Source organism: Yimella sp. NH-Cas1, assembly GCF_022359705.1.
Taxonomy (GTDB): domain Bacteria; phylum Actinomycetota; class Actinomycetes; order Actinomycetales; family Dermatophilaceae; genus Yimella; species Yimella lutea.
Genome location: NZ_JAKSGG010000003.1, coordinates 2,285,851 through 2,303,009 on the forward strand (window position 1 = coordinate 2,285,851; position 17,159 = coordinate 2,303,009).

15 protein-coding genes and 1 pseudogene are annotated in these 17,159 nt (G+C 66.1%); 5 read left to right on the top strand and 11 right to left on the bottom strand.

Going from position 1 to position 17,159, the window contains the following annotated elements:
* Positions 1–21 precede the first annotated feature (21 nt).
* From MF407_RS11330 to MF407_RS11335, 3 genes and pseudogenes are all read right to left on the bottom strand, one after another.
* Positions 22–600 carry a kinase/pyrophosphorylase gene (locus tag MF407_RS11330; protein ID WP_345770859.1) on the bottom strand — a complete coding sequence of 193 codons (579 nt, stop codon included), beginning with the start codon at positions 598–600 and terminating at the stop codon, positions 22–24.
* A 65-nt stretch (positions 601–665) separates the two neighbouring features.
* Positions 666–1,019 (bottom strand): annotated as a pseudogene (locus tag MF407_RS15915) (hypothetical protein); the annotation flags it as partial.
* Between the two features lie 25 nt (positions 1,020–1,044).
* Complete coding sequence (locus MF407_RS11335) at positions 1,045–2,316, bottom strand: aminotransferase class I/II-fold pyridoxal phosphate-dependent enzyme (RefSeq protein ID WP_345770860.1); 1,272 nt, start codon at positions 2,314–2,316, stop codon at positions 1,045–1,047.
* Positions 2,317–2,518: 202 nt separating this feature from the next.
* Here MF407_RS11335 and MF407_RS11340 point away from each other — a divergent pair, with 202 nt between their 5' ends.
* Together MF407_RS11340 and MF407_RS11345 are read left to right on the top strand one after the other, a co-directional pair.
* Positions 2,519–3,367 carry a hypothetical protein gene (locus MF407_RS11340; protein WP_239702329.1) on the top strand — a complete coding sequence of 283 codons (849 nt, stop codon included), beginning with the start codon at positions 2,519–2,521 and terminating at the stop codon, positions 3,365–3,367.
* Between the two features lie 142 nt (positions 3,368–3,509).
* Positions 3,510–4,400 carry a hypothetical protein gene (locus tag MF407_RS11345; RefSeq protein WP_239702330.1) on the top strand — a complete coding sequence of 297 codons (891 nt, stop codon included), beginning with the start codon at positions 3,510–3,512 and terminating at the stop codon, positions 4,398–4,400.
* A 160-nt stretch (positions 4,401–4,560) separates the two neighbouring features.
* Here MF407_RS11345 and tuf read toward each other — a convergent pair whose 3' ends face one another.
* The 4 genes from tuf to rpsL all read right to left on the bottom strand — a co-directional run bounded on the left by tuf (position 4,561) and on the right by rpsL (position 8,954).
* The gene (gene tuf, locus MF407_RS11350) at positions 4,561–5,757 is read right to left on the bottom strand and encodes an elongation factor Tu (RefSeq protein WP_129626042.1); all 1,197 of its coding nucleotides are present in this window, start codon (positions 5,755–5,757) and stop codon (positions 4,561–4,563) included.
* Between the two features lie 105 nt (positions 5,758–5,862).
* A complete protein-coding gene (gene fusA / locus MF407_RS11355; RefSeq protein ID WP_239702331.1) occupies positions 5,863–7,977 on the bottom strand; it encodes an elongation factor G in 2,115 nt (704 codons plus the stop codon).
* A 132-nt stretch (positions 7,978–8,109) separates the two neighbouring features.
* A complete protein-coding gene (gene rpsG / locus MF407_RS11360) occupies positions 8,110–8,580 on the bottom strand; it encodes a 30S ribosomal protein S7 (protein WP_129626038.1) in 471 nt (156 codons plus the stop codon).
* Positions 8,580–8,954, bottom strand: coding sequence for a 30S ribosomal protein S12 (rpsL, locus tag MF407_RS11365; protein WP_239702332.1), 375 nt, complete (start codon positions 8,952–8,954; stop codon positions 8,580–8,582). The genes rpsG and rpsL overlap by 1 nt, the downstream gene beginning before the upstream one ends.
* Before the next feature lie 831 nt (positions 8,955–9,785).
* On the opposite strand from rpsL, the gene MF407_RS11370 reads away from it, so the two are divergent.
* Both MF407_RS11370 and MF407_RS11375 read left to right on the top strand, forming a co-directional pair.
* Positions 9,786–11,059, top strand: a protein-coding gene (locus tag MF407_RS11370; protein WP_129627795.1) for an IS3 family transposase whose coding sequence is annotated in 2 segments (ribosomal slippage) — positions 9,786–10,140 and positions 10,140–11,059 — 1,275 coding nt in all. Because the reading frame shifts where the segments join, the coding sequence is not laid out codon by codon here.
* Between the two features lie 88 nt (positions 11,060–11,147).
* On the top strand, positions 11,148–11,993 hold the full coding sequence (locus tag MF407_RS11375; RefSeq protein ID WP_239702333.1) for a transposase family protein: 846 nt from the start codon (positions 11,148–11,150) through the stop codon (positions 11,991–11,993).
* Between the two features lie 70 nt (positions 11,994–12,063).
* Here MF407_RS11375 and MF407_RS11380 read toward each other — a convergent pair whose 3' ends face one another.
* Together MF407_RS11380 and MF407_RS11385 are read right to left on the bottom strand one after the other, a co-directional pair.
* Positions 12,064–13,392, bottom strand: coding sequence for a hypothetical protein (locus MF407_RS11380; RefSeq protein ID WP_239702334.1), 1,329 nt, complete (start codon positions 13,390–13,392; stop codon positions 12,064–12,066).
* A gap of 32 nt (positions 13,393–13,424) precedes the next feature.
* Positions 13,425–14,816: a hypothetical protein gene (locus tag MF407_RS11385; protein WP_129626031.1), complete on the bottom strand. Its 1,392-nt coding sequence runs from the start codon at positions 14,814–14,816 to the stop codon at positions 13,425–13,427.
* A 243-nt stretch (positions 14,817–15,059) separates the two neighbouring features.
* Here MF407_RS11385 and MF407_RS11390 point away from each other — a divergent pair, with 243 nt between their 5' ends.
* Complete coding sequence (locus MF407_RS11390; protein ID WP_239702335.1) at positions 15,060–15,524, top strand: GtrA family protein; 465 nt, start codon at positions 15,060–15,062, stop codon at positions 15,522–15,524.
* 47 nt (positions 15,525–15,571) lie between these two features.
* Here MF407_RS11390 and MF407_RS11395 read toward each other — a convergent pair whose 3' ends face one another.
* Both MF407_RS11395 and MF407_RS11400 read right to left on the bottom strand, forming a co-directional pair.
* Entirely contained in the window at positions 15,572–16,306 is a 735-nt protein-coding gene (locus tag MF407_RS11395; RefSeq protein ID WP_239702336.1) for a glycosyltransferase family 2 protein, read from the bottom strand.
* Between the two features lie 26 nt (positions 16,307–16,332).
* On the bottom strand, positions 16,333–17,007 hold the full coding sequence (locus MF407_RS11400) for a class I SAM-dependent methyltransferase (protein ID WP_129626029.1): 675 nt from the start codon (positions 17,005–17,007) through the stop codon (positions 16,333–16,335).
* Positions 17,008–17,159: the final 152 nt, after the last annotated feature.

Below are 17,159 nucleotides of genomic sequence, written 5' to 3' on the forward strand. Positions count from 1 at the left end.
GAAGGGCCGTGTAAACGGTCGTCAGTGAACGCGATTGAGTTTGAGGGTCTGCATGATCACGGCCGCCATCTCCTCGATCGACATCGTCGAGGAGTTGATGAACGGGATCTTGTGCGCGCGGAACATCGCTTCCGCACGACGCAGTTCGAACAGGCACTGGGCCTGGGAGGCGTACTTGCTGCCCGGACGTCGCTCGTTGCGCACCGCGGACAGGCGGGCCGCCGTCGAGATCAGCCCGAAGCACTTGTCGGCGTACGGCGCGATCGGACGCGGCAGCTTGGCTGACTCGAGGTCTTCGTCGACCAGCGGGTAGTTCGCCACGAAGACGCTGTGCTGGAGGGCGAGGTACATCGTGGTGGGCGTCTTGCCGCACCGCGACGGTGCCAACAGGATGACCTCGGCCTTCTCGATCGCCCGGAAGCTGGCGCCGTCGTCGTGCTCGATGGCGTACTCGACCGCTTTCATGCGCGAGTCGTACCGGGCCTGGTCGCGGACGGCATGTGCCGAGCCACCCTTGTGCGCGGCCTCGGCGTGCAGCACCTTCTCGACCTCGTCCAGCTGTGAGCCGAACAGGTCGATGAACGCGCACTGGGTGCGCATGAGTTCGAGCGGATCTGCTCGTCGGCGACAGTGGAGAACACCAACGGAGTGACGGTGTCGGTCTTGGCCGCGTCCAGCATCTGCACGACCTCGCCGGCCGCTTCGACGGAGGTGATGAACGGGATCTTCTGCCGCACGAACGTGACGTTGGGGAACTGCCGAAGAATCATGTTGCCGAGGGTCTCGGCGGAGATTCCGGTACCACCGGCGAGGAAGAACGCCGGCGTCGGCTCCACGTGGCCTTGGTCACTCACAAGACACACTGTCCCACACCCTTTGTGGTATTTCCTACCGGGTCGGATCGTCAGAATGTCCCGACATTTCGGACGCGCTGCTTTCGTGGTGGTGTCGGTTTCGGGCGGTTTCGTATCGCCTGAGTAGGCGACCGTCACCGGGTCCCGAACGCGGCGCTCGCCCATGCTCGTCCAGCGTGCTGGGGGTAGCTCAGTTCTTGGAGAGGTACTCCCCCGCCGCGAGCAGGACGCAGGTGGCCACGCCGTCCATCGCGACCTCGACCTCTTCCAACGGGGGCATGGTCGGGGCCAGGCGGATGTTCTCGTCGTCGGGGTCGGTGCCGAGCGGGAAGCTGGAGCCGGCGGGGGTCAGGGCGATGCCCGCTTCTTTGGCCAGCTGCACCACACGGGACGCGGTGCCGGGCAGCACGTCGAGGCTGACGAAGTAGCCACCGATCGGCTTGGTCCACTCGGCGATGTCGTGCTCGGCGAGGCGTTCGGTGAGGATGCGCTCGACCGCCTCGAACTTCGGCGCGATGATCTCGGCGTGCTTGCGCATGTGCCCGCGAACCCCGTCGGCGTCCTTGAAGAACTGCGCGTGCCGAAGGTGGTTCACCTTGTCGGGGCCGATCGAACTCATACCCACGTGCTTGAGGAACCAGCCGATGTTCTCGGTGGACGCGGCCAGGAACGCGACGCCCGCGCCGGCAAAGGTGATCTTGCTGGTTGAGGCGAACAGGATCGGACGCTTCGGGTTGCCGGACGACGCGGCGAGCGACAACACGTCGACCGACTTGGTCTCCACGTCCGTGAGGTGGTGCAGCGCGTAGGCGTTGTCCCAGAAGATCTTGAAGTCAGGGGCGGCGGTCGGCATCGCGAGCAGCTTCGCGGCGACCTCCTGGCTGACGGTGTCGCCGGTCGGGTTGGCGTACGTCGGCACGACCCACATGCCCTTGATGGACGCGTCGTCCTTGACCAGCGCGGCGATCTTGTCGGCGTCCGGGCCGTCGGCGTTCATCGGGACGGTGACCATCTCGATGCCGAAGGAGTTCAGCAACGAGAAGTGGCGGTCGTAGCCGGGCACCGGGCAGATGAACTTGATCTTGTCCTCGCCGCTCCACGGGCGCTCGCTGTCGACGGCGCCGTGCAACAAGCAGTCGACCAGCACCTGCTGCATCAGCGTGAGGCTGGAATTACCCTGCGCCACAAGCTGATCCACGCTCACACCGAGCAGTTCGGCGAAGATCTCGCGAAGCTCTGTGAGGCCGTGCAGTCCGCCGTAGTTACGGGTGTCGGTGCCATCGGCGGCCACGTAGCCGGTCGGCAGCTTCAGCAGTTCGTTCGACAGATCGAGCTGCTGGGCGGACGGTTTGCCACGGGTGACGTCCAGCTTCAGACCGCGCGACTTCAGTTCGTCGTACGCGGACTTCTGCGCCGTCATGAAGGCGGCGAGTTCTTCGGCGGACAGGTCGACAAGGGCCACAGCAGCTCCCGGATTGAGGTAACCAGACGGTCGCCCATTCTTCCAGCCCGCCCGACCCTGCCGTGCACGGGCTCGCGCGGTGAGATGACGATCGACGGTGCCGATGTCCCGGTCGGCGCGATCGTCTTGGAACCCGCTGCCGGGTGCCGCCGTCGCAACCACGGTTCACACCAATACAGCTGATCCTTGAGGGGGATTCGTCATGCGCACCACAAAGCGCGTCGCACTGTCCGCAATCGCACTGACCACCGCACTCGGCCTGACCGCGTGCAACAGCAAAGACGCACCGACCGCCACCAGCACGGCGTCCTCGACGTCCTCGGCGTCCTCGACCCCCGAGTCGCAGAACTCGTCCGACTCTTCGAGCACGACGTCGGAGTCGGCGTCGGAGACCTCGCAGGGTGGCTCCGAGCAGGCCGGCGAGGAGAAGCCGACGTCCGAGCGTGAGGACAAGAACGACAAGTCCGCACTGGACGCCAGCGTGAGCGCCATCCCGTCCGGTCCGCTGACCAAGGCCGAGATCGTCAAGCTGGGTGGCTACCGCACCGCCGGCGGCGACCGCGGCGACTTCTACTCCGTGCTGCACGTCGACTCCTCGGGCCGCGGCCTGGTCGACATCGAGTACGTGCTGCTGGACGCGTCCGGCAACGAGGTCGGCACCGTGAAGGACAGCATCTCGGTCAACAAGGGCACCAACGTCATCAAGGTGACCCGCGCGAGCGGCGAGTTGCCGGCGTCGGCCAAGAAGGTGCGTCTGAAGATCACCAGGAACGCCGAGAACAGCTACGCGACCGTCACCGAGGTGGACCCGAACATGAAGGTCGCCCAGGACCCGGCGACCAAGACCGCCATCGTCTCGGGCCGGTACAAGACCGACGGCAAGGGCGGCAACACCTCGATGACCGCCATCTGCTCCGACGACCAGGGCGTTGTCCAGGCAGCCACCTCGCCGACCAAGCAGTTGCGCACGGACGGCTGGAACGATTACGAGGTGAAGTTCCTGATGGCCGTCGACAACTTCAAGCCGACCAAGTGCTACGTCGGTAGCTGATCGGCAATCCAAGTCGCGACGGTCGCGCTTTACGCCCGAGTACGGACACGTACTACGGCGTAACGCACGACCGTCGCGCTTTGGTGGTGGACGGTGTGGAGAACTCCGAAGCGACCGTCATGTCCGTGCCAAGGTCTGCCGCATGCACCAGGTGTTCACCCGCAAGGAAGCATTGGCCGCCGGGATCGAGGGGCGGCAACTGCGCGGCCGCCGGTACCGGGCGTTGTCGCGTGGTCTGTACTGCCGCGCCGACGCCGCACCGTCCGAGACTCAGATCGTGGCCGCGTTGCTCCGCAAACTGCCGGCCGCGGAGTTCGCCTGTCGGCAGACCGCAGCCGTTCTGCTCGGCGCCGTCGTGCCGCGAAGCAGTGTTGTTCATCTCGGTTCCGTCGAACGACGAAGTTCGAAACGGGACGACGTGCAACTGCACTGGTATCGCAAGCCACCGACGCTGACCGAGCGAGGCGGGATCGTCGTCACCACCGGAGCACAGACATTCGCCGACCTGTCCACCGAGCTGCCATTCGTCGACCTGCTCGTCCTGGGTGACTCGCTCGTGCACGCCGGGGCGATGACGATCGAGCAACTCGCCGAAACCAGCTTCGACCATCGCCCGCGTGCGTCGTCCGCGCGGGCGGTGGCGAGCCTCGTCCGTGCCGGGGTCGAGTCGCCGTACGAAAGCAGGACGCGGCTGCTGCTCGTGAGTGCCGGACTTCCCGAGCCGCTCGTCAACCACCCGATCCGGGACGACACGGGCCACGTCCGTCGGCGCATCGACCTGGCGTACCCGGAGTTCAAGATCGCGATCGAGTACGACGGACGCCATCACATCGAGCGTGAGGGCCAGTGGCGCAGCGACATCCGGCGGCGCGAGGAACTCGAGGCCGACGGATGGATCTTCATCGTCCTCACCAGTCGCGACATCCATCGCCAGCCGGCGGACGCCGTGAGTCGCGTGGCCGATGCGCTGAACCGGCGCGGTCACCCGACGTCCGTGGACCACGTCGGTTGGCGCCGGCACTTCGCGAGCTGAGCCCGCACCAACGAACGATGGTCGCGCCTTACGCCCGAGTACGGACGTGTACTGCGGCGTAACGAGCGACTGTCGCGCTTTCGTGTGCGGGCATGACGAAGCCCCTCAGCCGCGAACGGCTGAGGGGCTTCGGTTCAAGCTGTGCCCTTGCGGGCGAGGATCACTTGGTGATCTTGGTGACGCGGCCTGCACCGACGGTGCGGCCACCCTCACGGATCGCGAAGCGAAGACCCTCGTCCATGGCGATCGGAGCGATGAGCTCGACCGACATTTCGGTGTTGTCGCCCGGCATCACCATTTCCGTGCCCTCCGGCAACTTCACGACACCGGTCACGTCCGTGGTACGGAAGTAGAACTGGGGACGGTAGTTGTCGTAGAACGGCGTGTGACGGCCACCCTCGTCCTTGGACAGGATGTAGACCGACGCCTCGAAGTTGGTGTGCGGGGTGGTCGTGCCCGGCTTGGCGATGACCTGGCCGCGCTCGACGTCCTCGCGCTTGATACCGCGCAGCAGGAGGGCGGCGTTGTCGCCGGCCTGGCCGCTGTCCAGCATCTTGTTGAACATCTCGATCGAGGTGACCGTGGTCTTGACCGCAGCACCCTCACGAAGGCCGACGATCTCGACCTCCTCGTTGACGTTCAGCACACCGCGCTCGATACGACCGGTGACGACGGTTCCACGACCAGTGATCGTGAAGACGTCCTCGACGGGCATCAGGAACGGCTTGTCGGTGTCGCGCTCCGGCTCCGGGATCGCCTCGTCGACGGCGTCCATGAGCTCCAGAACGGTCTTGCCCCACTCCTCGTCGCCCTCGAGCGCCTTCAGAGCCGAGACCTTGACGACCGGCAGGTCGTCGCCCGGGAACTCGTAGGAGGACAGCAGTTCGCGGACCTCCATCTCGACGAGCTCGAGGATTTCCTCGTCGTCCACCATGTCGGCCTTGTTCAGGGCGACAACGATGTAGGGAACGCCGACCTGGCGAGCCAGGAGGACGTGCTCCTTGGTCTGCGGCATCGGGCCGTCGGTGGCGGCGACCACGAGGATCGCGCCGTCCATCTGGGCCGCACCGGTGATCATGTTCTTGACGTAGTCAGCGTGACCCGGGCAGTCGACGTGCGCGTAGTGACGCTTTTCGGTCTGGTACTCGATGTGCGCGATGGAGATCGTGATACCGCGCTGCTTCTCTTCGGGAGCCTTGTCGATCTCGTCGAACGCGAACGCCGGGTTGACGTCCGGGTACTTGTCGTGCAGCACCTTCGAGATGGCAGCCGTCAGCGTCGTCTTACCGTGGTCGATGTGACCGATGGTGCCGATGTTGACGTGCGGCTTGGTCCGCTCGAACTTGGCCTTAGCCACTGCGGGTCCTCCTAAGGACTTGATTGCTGACGCCGGGGCGGCGTCGGTGATTACTTGATTCTGGTGGAAACTAGCGGGTCAACCGATGAAGGGACAAATCCCTTATCACTCGCCCCGGACCTTCTTGATGATCTCTTCCGCGACGTTCCGGGGAACCTCGGCGTAGGAGTCGAACTGCATCGTGTAGTTGGCGCGACCCTGGGTCTTGCTTCGCAGGTCACCCACATACCCGAACATCTCGGACAGCGGCACGACGGCGCGAACGACCTTCGCACCACTGACGTCCTCCATGGCCTGGATCTGGCCACGGCGGCTGTTGAGGTCGCCGATGACGTCGCCCATGTAGTCCTCGGGCGTACGCACTTCGACGGCCATCATCGGCTCGAGCAAGCAGGGGTCCGCCTTGCGGGCGGCTTCCTTGAATGCCATCGAACCGGCGATCTTGAACGCCATCTCCGAGGAGTCGACGTCGTGGTAGGCACCGTCGACCAGCGTGGCCTTGACACCCACGACCGGGTAGCCGGCGAGGATGCCGAGCTGCATCGCGTCCTGGATACCGTGGTCGACCGACGGGATGTACTCGCGCGGGACGCGGCCACCGGTGACGGCGTTGTCGAACTCGTACAGCTCGCCCTCGGCGGTGTCGAGCGGCGCGATCGAGATCTGCACCTTCGCGAACTGACCCGAACCACCGGTCTGCTTCTTGTGCGTGTAGTCGAACTTCTCGACCGACCGGCGGATGGTCTCGCGGTAGGCGACCTGCGGCGCACCGACGTTGGCCTCGACCTTGAACTCCCGCTTCATGCGGTCGACCAGGATGTCGAGGTGGAGCTCACCCATACCGCCGATGACGGTCTGGCCGGTCTCCTCGTCGAGGTGGACGGAGAAGGTCGGGTCCTCCTGCGCGAGGCGCTGGATGGCGGTGCCGAGCTTCTCCTGGTCACCCTTGGTCTTGGGCTCGATGGCCACGTGGATGACCGGCTCCGGGAACGTCATCGACTCCAGAACGATCTGCTCGCTGGGGTCGGACAGCGTGTCACCGGTGGTGGTGTCCTTCAGACCGATGGCGGCGTAGATGTGACCCGCCACGGCCTCGTCGACCGGGTTCTCCTTGTTGGCGTGCATCTGGAACAGCTTGCCGACGCGCTCCTTCTTGCCCTTGGTCGTGTTGACCACAGCGGAGCCGGCGGCGATGCGTCCGGAGTACACACGGATGAAGGTGAGCGAGCCGAAGAACGGGTGCGCGGCGACCTTGAACGCCAGGGCCGAGAACGGAGCGTCCTTGGACGGCTCGCGGGTGATCTCGGTGTCCTCGTCGCCCGGCTTGTGGCCGATCATCGGCGGCACGTCGAGCGGCGACGGCAGGTAGTCGACGACGGCGTCCAGCATCGGCTGCACACCGCGGTTCTTGAAGGCCGAGCCACACAGGATCGGGTAGACCTCGGAGTTGACGGTCAGCTTACGGATGCCGGCCTTGAGCTCGTCGATGGTGAGTTCCTCGCCACCGAGGTACTTCTCCATCAGGTCGTCGTCAGCCTCGGCGACGCGCTCGACGATGCGGTTGCGGTACTCCTCCGCCTTCGCCTGCATGTCGGCCGGGATCTCCTGGACCTCGTACTTCGCGCCCATGGTGACGTCACCCTTGGCGTCGCCCGGCCACACGAGTGCACGCATGTAGAGCAGGTCGACGACACCGATGAAGTCGGACTCCGAACCGATCGGCAGCTGGAGCACGAGCGGCTCCGCGCCGAGGCGGTCGATGACCGTCTGCACGGTGAAGTAGAAGTCGGCACCCATCTTGTCCATCTTGTTGACGAAGCAGACGCGCGGGACGTCGTACTTGTCGGCCTGGCGCCAGACGGTCTCGGACTGGGGCTCGACGCCCTCCTTGCCGTCGAACACGGCGACGGCGCCGTCCAGGACGCGCAGCGAACGCTCCACCTCGACGGTGAAGTCGACGTGACCCGGGGTGTCGATGATGTTGATCTGGGTGCCCTCCCAGAAAGAGGTCACAGCAGCGGAGGTGATCGTGATGCCACGCTCCTTCTCCTGCTCCATCCAGTCGGTGGTCGACGCACCGTCGTGGGTCTCACCGATCTTGTGGTTGACGCCGGTGTAGAACAGGATCCGCTCGGTCGTCGTGGTCTTACCGGCGTCGATGTGCGCCATGATGCCGATGTTGCGGACCTTCTTCAGGTCGGTCAGCACGTCCTGTGCCACGGTGTCTGCCTCGTTCTCTCGGTATCCCGAGTTAGGAGATGAGTTCTGGGGTGCCGGGCGGACCCGGCGGGTGGTGCATCAGGTGCACCCCTGGTGCGTGAGACGGCTAGCTGCCCCACGCACCGACGGGGATTACCAGCGGTAGTGAGCGAACGCGCGGTTCGACTCGGCCATCTTGTGCGTGTCTTCACGACGCTTGACGGCGGCACCGAGACCGTTGGACGCGTCCAGGATCTCGTTCATGAGGCGCTCGGTCATCGTCTTCTCGCGACGCTGACGGCTGTAGCCGACCAACCAACGCATGGACAGCGTGGTGGCGCGGCCCGGCTTGACCTCGACCGGAACCTGGTAGGTGGCACCACCGACGCGGCGGGACTTCACCTCCAGGCTCGGCTTGATGTTGTCGAGCGCACGCTTCAGCGTGACGACCGGGTCGGTGCCGGTCTTCTCACGGCAGCCCTCGAGCGCGCCGTAGACGATGCGCTCGGCGATGGACTTCTTGCCGTCCAGCAGGATCTTGTTGACCAGCTGGGTGACGACCGGCGAACCGTAGACCGGGTCGACGACGAGGGGGCGCTTCGGAGCAGGGCCCTTACGAGGCATTACTTCTTCTCCTTCTTCGCGCCGTAACGGGAACGAGCCTGGTTGCGGCCCTTCACGCCCTGCGTGTCGAGGGCGCCGCGGATGATCTTGTAGCGGACACCGGGAAGGTCCTTCACACGGCCGCCGCGCACGAGCACGATCGAGTGCTCCTGCAGGTTGTGGCCCACACCCGGGATGTACGCGGTGACCTCGATGCCGGAGGTCAGCTTCACACGAGCGACCTTGCGCAGCGCCGAGTTCGGCTTCTTCGGGGTGGTGGTGTAGACGCGGGTGCAAACACCGCGTCGCTGGGGGCTGCCCTTAGGTGCCGGCGTGGTGACCTTGGTGGTCTTGTCCTGCCGACCCTTACGGACGAGCTGGTTGATAGTAGGCAACCTGTTCTCCGTACTGATTCGTAGTCTTGTCTGCTCGATCGCGCCCATGACGGACGCCGGCCGAACTCCTTGGATTGACCGCCCGCCACAACCCGAGGTCGGGAGTGTCGAAGCGGCGCTCTCCCCCGCACTTTCGCACTGCAATGATGCGAGCAGGCGACTGCCCGGCGAGAGCGTGTGGTGGGCCTGATGAACCCGGCGCGACCTGGGGCCGATACCGAAGGCAGGGCAGAGCCCACGCACGAGCGTCAAGACTACCGGGCACACCGAATGCGTCCAAATCATCGCGTTGACTCACGCTAAATGCCCGCGTGGGTGGAGTCATTGACTCATCCCAGAATGCCCGCGTGGGGTGCAGCCTCGATGGATGGAGCTCACGGTGGGTCAGCGCAAGGCGGTCCTGGTCTCGCAGGTGAAGGCGTGGCCGAAGGCGACGAAGGCGGAGAAGACAGCGATCCTGGACCATCTGGTCGCGGTCAACGGGTGGCACAGGGACCACGCCCGCAAGATGCTCCGCCGCGCGGTCGCCGGTCATGACCCGAATCGTCCCCGAGCACAGCGTGATCCGGTCTACCGCTACGACCCTGCCGTGATCGATGCCCTGGTGACCTGCTGGGTGGTCCTGGACGGCCCCACCGGGAAGCGACTGCACCCTGCGCTGCCCGACCTGACCACCGCGCTGATCGCCCACGGCGAACTGCACTGCACCCCTGACACGTTGGCCGCGCTGCTACGAATGTCACCCGCCACGATCGACCGGGGCCTGACCCCGGTTCTTGGACACGCTGAATCCAGCACCTGGTGCTGGGGAAGCGAGATGATCCGAGAATCATGGCCAGGAAGAACTACTCCGAGGAGTTCCGTCGTCAGGCCGTCGACTTGTACGAGTCCACCCCGGGCGCCACGGTCCGCGGCATCGCCGAGGACCTCGGCATCGTGCGTGGCACGCTGCGGGGTTGGCTCGAGGTCTACGGGACCGGCAAGAAGACCGCCGCTGACGGGACGTTGACCTCCAGCCCGCTGCAAGCCAAGACGTCCGCCGCGAGCTCGTCGGCACCGACGGACGAGACGCCGGAGCAGAGGATCGCCCGGCTCGAGGCCGAGAACGCGGCGTTGCGAGCGGAGACCACCAAGCTCACGACCGAGCGGGAGATCCTGCAGCGGGCGGCCAAGTATTTCGCCGGGGAGACGCGCTGGTGAGTCGCTTCCAGTTCGTCGCCGACAACTCCGCCACCTTCGAGGTGAAGCGACTGTGCGAGCTCGTCGAGATCGAGCGCTCGTCCTACTACGCCTGGCTCAAGGCCGCGCCGGCCCGCGAAGCCAGAGCAGCTGACGACGCAGCGCTGGCTGAGCGGATCAGAGCGGTCCATGCCGAGGACAACACTCAGGGCGCGCCGCGGATCACCGCCGAGCTCAACGCTCAACTCGGTGACAGCGCGGCTGCCGGTGAGCGGGTCAACCACAAGCGTGTCGCGAGGGTGATGCGCTTTGAGGGCATCCGCGGCTACATGAAGAAGCGCCGGGTCCGCACCACGATCCCCGAGCCGTCGGGGCAGAAGTACCCCGACCTGCTCCAGCGTGACTTCACCGCCGAGCGCCCCAACGAGCGCTATGTCGGCGACATCACCTACCTGCCGCTGGCCGACGGGACGAACCTGTACTTGGCGACCGTGATCGACTGCTACTCCCGTCGGCTGGCCGGGTGGGCCATCGCCGACCACATGCGCACCGAACTCGTCGAGGACGCCCTCAAGGCCGCCGCCGCGACCCGGGGCAGCCTCAAGGGCGCTGTGTTCCACAGCGACCACGGGTCGGTCTACTGCTCGAAGGCCTACGCCAAGCTCTGCCGCAAGCTCGGCGTGACCCAGTCCATGGGCGCCGTCGGATCCAGCGCGGACAACGCCCTCGCAGAGTCGTTCAACGCCACGATGAAGCGTGAAGTCCTCCAAGACGCCGCCTGCTGGAGTGACGAGCTGACCTGCCGTCGGCAGGTCTTCAGATGGCTCGTCCGCTACAACACCAAGCGACGCCACTCGTGGTGTCGCTACACCTCGCCGGTCGCCTTCGAGACCGGCTACACCGCTACGCTGCGACCTGCTGCGTAATCACACCCCGTGTCCAAGATCCGGGGGTAGGGCCCACCGCCGCCTCAAACCACACCGCACCGGCCTGATCGCGACCAAGGGCCGGTCGATGACCAAACCCGGCAGCCTCCTCAAGGCCAGCATCCCGATGAAGACCTGGCACGAATGGAACGAAACCGTCCCCGGCTTCCTCCAGATCGACCTGGTCGCACACGAAGGCGGCGACAACAATGGAGCCTTCCACTACACCCTGGACGCCACCGACATCGCGACCGGTTGGACCGAAGCGATCAGTGTCCGCTCCAAAGGCGAACGAATCGTCGCCGCCGGCCTGACCGACCTGATCCTGCGATTCCCGTTCGGCATCAACGGAATCCACTCCGACAACGGGGGCGAGTTCATCAACCACCACCTCGCGAAGTGGTGCGACGCGCGACGTATCACCCTGACCCGCGGCCGGGCCCACCACAGCAACGACCAGGCCTACGTCGAGCAGAAGAACTGGTCCAGCGTCCGCCGCGCGGTCGGTTACTACCGGTACGACACCCGCCACGAGCTCGACCTGCTCAACCAACTGTGGCCCCTGCAAGCAGCACTCGACAACCTCTACCTGCCCCAACAAAAGCTGCGCAGCAAGTCTCGCAACGGCGCCAAGGTCACCAAAACCTACGACACCGCCGCGACCCCGCTGCACCGCCTGACCCGGGACCACCCGCAGTACCTCACCGATCAAGACGCCGCTGAGCTGAGCACACGAGCCACCCAGATCAACCCCGCCGAACTACGCCGTCAGATCCACGCGATCCAAGCCAGTCTCATCGAACTCGCCCGCCGCAGAGGCAAAGTCGAACAACGACCCAAGCGCAACGCGACCTACCTCAGCCGCAAGAAAATCCACCCCACCAAGCGGGCAAATTCAGATGAGTCAACGACTCACTCCACGCGGGCATCTTGACGTGAGTCAACATGATCATGCAGAAGTGGCTGCCCCGCAGCTCCGGGGCAGCCACTTCGCGGCAGAACGATCAGCGCGTCGGGCGGGCTGCCGCTCGAGCGACGACCTGCTCGGCCGCCTTCTGCTTGGCCGCGAACGCGGGCAGGTCGATGGTGAGGCCGAAGTACGCGGTGCGGTCGACGATGACGTCGGTTGCCGCGGCGGCGTTGTAGATCGCGAAGCCCGGGTCGGAGTCCTCGGTCTGCATGCCGTAGGAAAGCGTCATCCCGTTGGCCCGGTTGACGCCCTTGACCAGGTTGAGGCTGGACGTCGTCGGACGGTACGGGTCACCGCCCCACGCGGTGAGCCAGGTCGTACCGAGCGGCGCGGCACCGGTGATGGTGCCCTCGAAGCCGAGCGGGAAGATCCAGTCCAGCTGCGGTGCGGCCTGACGGATGGTTCGTCCGGCGGCCACCTTCGCTTTGGGTGCGCCGACGCCGTACCGGGTGTCGATGATCCGCGAGGGTCCGGTGGGGATGCGCACCGAGAAGGGCCCGTCGGTCGACGTGACGTACAGACCCTCGATGTCGACGAGTGCATGCATCGTGGTGTTCGAGGTGTTCTTGACGGTGAACCCGTATTCTCCGGCGCTGCCCTTGCTCAGCGCGACGACCGTCGAGTTGGGCGAGACCTCTCCCTTGACGACGTTGACAGTGGAGGTCGCGGGAGCCGCCCCCACGCCGCTCCAGGTCGCCAGCCAACCGGACGCCGAGGACGACAAGGCGGTGACGTTCGTACGGACGGCGCGCGGCACCATCCCGTCGGTCGTGTCCCAATCGCCCAAGGACACCCGCACCGACTGTCCCGGACGCAGTGCGACCGTCTCGCGGGTGTCGACCATCCTCGTGCCGTCCATCGGGACGAAAGACGCACCGACGGCACCGGTTCCGGACGCGCTGCCGTAATAGCCGATGATGTCGACAGCCAGGTCGAGCGATCCGGTGACGTCCAGCTTGATCCGTCCGTCGGCGCCGACGTCGACGGTGGACGTCGTCGCTCCGGTCCAGTTCGCACCGAAGTTCAGGCTCGAGGTATTCGGCTTGGCGGTGCGCGACGCGTACGCCGTCACCCAGCCGGAGGTGGAGGTCTTGATCGCGGTCAGGTTGACGACGACGGCCGACACCCCGGTGGCGGGCACGCCCGAGCGACCCAGGACGGGGATCGAGACCGATGATCCGGTCACCAGCCGCGCCTTCGGCATGCCGCCGGTGCCATACCGCGAATCAGCGATGCGACCGGGGGTGGCGTTGTAGTAGGTACCGGCGTTCTCGGCGCCGGCAGCCTGTGCCGGCGCGGCCGCCAAGACGGTGCCGGTGAGCACGGCCGCGGTGCAGACGGAGACGACTGTGGAGAGCTTCATGTTGATCTCTTCTCGAGGGTTGGGTTGATTGCTCAGTTGAGGGTGTGGGGTTTGCCGGCGACCGGAGCGAGCGATGGCGCTGCACCGCTGCGAGCCGGTGACTGGGTCTTGACCTGCGCGATGGCCTCGTCGGTCAACTCGAAGCGTCCGGTGATGTCGAGGACGAGGTCGACCGAACCGCTCTGATTGAAGACCGACAGCCCCGGCGTGCACGTCGTCGCGCCGGACGGGGTCAGGCAACCGGGGATGGAGACGAAGGAGTTCGAGCGGTTGTGTGCCGCCTTCGTGTTCAGCGTGCTGGTCGTCGGCCTGGCCTCGCCGGCGCCGAAGAGGGTGAGGAAGGTCGCCCGGGTGGGGTTCGCGGCGGTGAGGACGCCCTCGAAGGAATGCGTTCGGTCGGAGTCGACCGTGCTCGGAACCGCGGCACTGACGGTCTGCTGCGCGCCGACCTTCGCCTGCGGGAAGCGCAACCCGGTGCGGGTGTCGCCGATGCGGGTCGGCCCGACCGGCACCCGCACGGTGCCGACGTTCCCCGGGTCGGTGACGAAGCTGCCGACCGCGTCCAGGATCAGGTGCGCGCTGGAGTTCGAGGTGTTCTCGAAGTGCACCGCGTATTGGCCGTAGCCGGGCCTGGCGGAGTCGGCACCGATACGGCGGACGGGGACGGTGACCAGATTGGCCGAGGTCTCCGCCTCGACGAAGTTCACCGACGAGGTCGACGGCGGCTCGCCCGCACCGCTCCACGCGGTGAACCAGCCCCTGTCGTATCCGCCGGTGGCGGTCATGTTGAACTGCATGGCGGTCAGGCGACGGCCGCCGGATTCGTTGAGCGACAACGGGATTCCGATACCCTCACCCGGCGCGAGACGGGAGCCACCGACCTCGTAGCGGCTGTCGAACCAACGCTCGGGCTCGTTGACGGTGTAGAGCGATCCCGCGGCGACGGTCGAGGACGAAGCGGCGAACCAGCCGAGCACGTCGACGGCCAACTGCACCGATGCGCCTCCGGCGGCGAGTCGAATCGTCCCGTCCGCACCGACCGGGACCGTGGCCGTCGTCGCGCCGGTCCAGCCCTTCGGGTAGGTGAGAACGGAGGTCCACGGCTTCGTCGCGCCGCCCGCGTACGCGGTCACCCAACCGCCGGACGTCGGGTCGATCGCGGTGATGTTGACGACGACCGCCTGCACCCCGGAACCCGGGACCCCGCCGCGGCCGGCCACCGCCAGCGAAGCGGACGTGTCCCGCCGCACCCCGCCCATCGGTAGCGCCCAGCCGGTGCGACTGTCGGCGATGCGCGAGGGCGTCACCGGGTGGTACTTGCCGGTGGGGTCGGACGCGGTCGCCCCGGCGTCCGGGGTGGCGGCGAGGAAGGACGTGGCAGCGATGATCGAGACGACGACGGTGGCGAGTTTCTTGGTACGCATGGGGTTCGCTTTCCCTTGAGCGGTCGTCATCCCTGACCGTGACGAACCGCTGAGCATGGCGGACGCTAGTGGCAAAGGCGGGCCGGTGTGCCACGTTTCAGCACAATCGGCAGATCACGGTTCGGGCAGCCCGTTTCATTCGAGGACCCGCCACCGCCGCTCCGGGGAGTCGACCCGCCGATCCGGACGAGGCCGGTTGCTAGGGTTGCCGCGCCTATCCGCCCCCGAAGGAAGCTCGCGACCGTGAACCAGACCCCCGCCCAGCGCTCGCTCTGGGCTCGCTTGGTGGCGCTCGCACCGCAGCTGATGAGGTTCGGGGCCATCGGCCTGCTCGGGCTCATCGTCGACGTCGGCGGCTTCAACGTACTGCGCTTCGCCGGACCGGGCGGCGAGGGCGTGATGCACGAATACGTGCTGCTGGCCAAGGTGTTGTCGTCGTTCGCCGCGACGGTCGTCGCCTGGACGGGCAACCGTTACTGGACTTTCCGTCAGACTCGCCGGGAGGAGAAGCACCACGAGTTCGCCTGGTTCTGCGGCGTCGCGCTGATCGGCATGGGCATCGCCCTCGGCTGCCTCTGGGTCTCCCACTACCTGCTGGGGTTCACCTCACCGATCGCCGACAACATCGCCGCCAACGGCGTCGGCCTGGTGCTCGCGTCCGGCTTCCGTTTCTGGGCCTACCGCAAGCACGTGTTCAACAACCGCTGACCGCGGTCGACCGACGAAGCAAGCAACGCGCGCGAGACCCGGTGCGGTCAGCGATCGACCTGCCCGGCGCGAATCTTGTTGCGCTTCAACCGCATCTTCGCCGCCAGGCCCATCATCTCGAACCCGAGATCGAGCGTCTTGCGGAAGTCGCCGGTCACCGAGGACTTCCCCACGCGCGGCAGGTAGTTGACCGGCACCTGCACGTACTTGTGTCCGCTCAAGACGCCTAAGAGCAACATCTCCAGACCGAACGCCGAGCCGTCCAGAGTCACGCGCTCGAGGATGTACTCCTTGTGCTTGCGCGTCATGACACGGAAGGTGCATCCGACGTCCGAGAGGTAGGCGGAGTTGTACGACACCTCGATGCCCTTGGCCACGGCCCAGTTTCCCCAGCGCAGAAACCAGCCCATGTTCGAGCCGTCCCAGATGAAGCTCTGGACGGTGCGCGAACCGACGACGAGGTCGCATTCGGGAACGAACGCGAGCAGCTTGCGGATGTCGTCCGGGTCGAACGTGCCGTCAGGCTCGCAGACGGCGACCAGGTCGGTGTCGGCCTCGCGCAGTCCGCGCTGGATCGCCGCGCCGTAACCCTGGGTCGTCTCGATGACCTCGCGAGCACCGGTGGTGGCGACCTCCTCGGAGGTGCCCTCGGCGGCGTTGTTGTTGACGACGATGACCTCGTCGACCTCGGGAATCGCCTCGAACCTGCGGATGCACTCCGCGATGCTGTCCTTCTCGTTGTAGGTCGGAAGGACGACGGAGAGCGTCTGGCCGTTGAACACGCGAAAGTCCTTGTCGAATTCGGTTGTCAGTCGTCGGGATTGGCCACGACGAGCATCTGCCCGGCGAGCGGCTTGATCGGTGACCGCAGGTACCACGGCACCAGGAAGGTGAGGTTCGCGCCGGACGACTTCATGGTCAGCGGCATGAACTTGGCGTGCATCTCCTCGATGGCGTAGCCGCGAGAGACGAGGTAGTCCGACAGTGACTGGTCGGTGAAGATCGCGACGTGGGTGTAGTCGTCAAAGTACCGGCCCGGGTTGAGCCGGAAGTTCGGCTGCATGAGCATCAGTCGACCACCGGGACGCAGCACGCGGCGGGCCTCGTCCAGCAAGCGGTTGGACTGGTCACGCTCAAGGTGTTCGACGAGGTTGGAGGCGAACACGACGTCGAAGGAGTTGTCCTCGAAGCGGCTCAGGTCGGTGCAGTCGCCGACGGCGGTCTCGACGTGCGCAGCAGCAGCACGCTCGACGACGGCGTCGATGTCCATGGCGACCACGCGGCGGGCCTTGATCTTGTTGGAGAAGTCGCACCAGCCGGCTCCGAGTTCGAGCACGTCGTGGTCGGGCTGCACCCAGGTGGCGAAGTGCTTGGCGAGGTGCACCCACACCTTCTCGCGGTTGGCGTCCTGAGCCAGGCGGGTCTCGAAGTAACCCTTCTCGTAGACGCCTTCGGGCGTCGAGGCGTCCTGCGCGTTGGTCACAGCAGAGGTCCTTGTCGGTGTGTGCTTCCGCGCCGGCCTGCGCGAAATGCGATGCGACTCTAACAAGCACCTGCGGGAATGCAGCGCCGACAACAAGCACCTGCGGGGATGTAGCGCCGACAGACCGTACGATGGCCGCGTTCTCCGCGGGC

What these genes read in the sequence shown, in the direction of transcription:
- MF407_RS11330 (WP_345770859.1), bottom strand. Translation starts at nt 600, where the DNA reads ATGCGCACCCAGTGCGCGTTCATCGACCTGTTCGGCTCACAGCTGGAC.
- MF407_RS11340 (WP_239702329.1), top strand. Translation starts at nt 2,519, where the DNA reads ATGCGCACCACAAAGCGCGTCGCACTGTCCGCAATCGCACTGACCACC.
- MF407_RS11345 (WP_239702330.1), top strand. Translation starts at nt 3,510, where the DNA reads ATGCACCAGGTGTTCACCCGCAAGGAAGCATTGGCCGCCGGGATCGAG.
- rpsG (WP_129626038.1), bottom strand. Translation starts at nt 8,580, where the DNA reads ATGCCTCGTAAGGGCCCTGCTCCGAAGCGCCCCCTCGTCGTCGACCCG.
- MF407_RS11375 (WP_239702333.1), top strand. Translation starts at nt 11,148, where the DNA reads ATGACCAAACCCGGCAGCCTCCTCAAGGCCAGCATCCCGATGAAGACC.
- MF407_RS11380 (WP_239702334.1), bottom strand. Translation starts at nt 13,392, where the DNA reads ATGAAGCTCTCCACAGTCGTCTCCGTCTGCACCGCGGCCGTGCTCACC.
- MF407_RS11385 (WP_129626031.1), bottom strand. Translation starts at nt 14,816, where the DNA reads ATGCGTACCAAGAAACTCGCCACCGTCGTCGTCTCGATCATCGCTGCC.